Here is a 791-nt window from a genome sequence, read left to right as displayed (position 1 = left end):
GGCATGGCGGATGCCGTGCAACAACAACTGGAACAGGCAAGTACCTACGAAGGGCTGCCCTTCATCGAGCGGCTAAGCCTGCTGGTCGAACACGAACAACTGAGCCGGGAGCAGCGTAAACAAGCTCGGCTGGTCAAGCAGGCGAGGCTCAAACTCCAGGCCACGGTGCAAGAGGTGGACTACCAGTCTGCACGCAACCTGGAGCGGTCACAGGTGGCAAACCTGGCCCAAGGAGAGTGGCTGCGCCGGGGCCAGAACCTGCTCATTACCGGCCCCTGTGGCTGCGGAAAAACCTACCTAGCCTGTGCGCTGGGCTACCAAGCCTGTCAGCAGGGGCACAGCACTCGTTACTACCGGCTGCCGCGTCTGCTACTTGAGCTGAGCCAGGCCAAGGTAGATGGCAGTTACGCCAGACTGCTGGGTCAACTGGCAAGGATAGAGCTGCTGATCCTGGATGACTGGGGACTGGAAGCGGTGAATGCCGAGCAGCGCAACGCCCTGCTGGAGATCATGGATGATCGGTACGGGAAATACTCGACGGTCGTGGTCAGTCAGCTGCCAACGGAAGAGTGGTACGCGAGCTTGGGGGACAACACTCTGGCAGATGCGATCCTGGACCGGCTGATGCACAACGCTCACCGGCTGTCACTGAAGGGAGAATCGATGAGAAAGAGGAGAAGTGAGTTGACCCAATCTGAACACTCGAGTTAGAAACGGGGTGACGTGAGCGCGTTAAGGATCAGGGTGTTCACGTTGGCCGGAATGGCTGTTCAACTTCGCCGGAATACGCA

General features: G+C 59.0%; 1 protein-coding gene. It reads left to right on the top strand.

Going from position 1 to position 791, the window contains the following annotated elements; translation table 11 throughout:
• The coding region (istB, locus tag C3418_RS23770) for an IS21-like element ISAs29 family helper ATPase IstB (protein WP_223925488.1) at window positions 1-711 on the top strand (711 nt) is incomplete at its 5' end.
• Window positions 712-791 lie beyond the last annotated feature (80 nt).

The sequence above is a fragment of the Aeromonas sp. ASNIH8 genome, assembly GCF_002919855.1.
In the GTDB taxonomy this organism is placed as follows: domain Bacteria; phylum Pseudomonadota; class Gammaproteobacteria; order Enterobacterales; family Aeromonadaceae; genus Aeromonas; species Aeromonas caviae.
The sequence above is the reverse complement of the archived record's forward strand: the minus strand, read 5'-3'. Positions and strand labels throughout refer to the sequence as shown.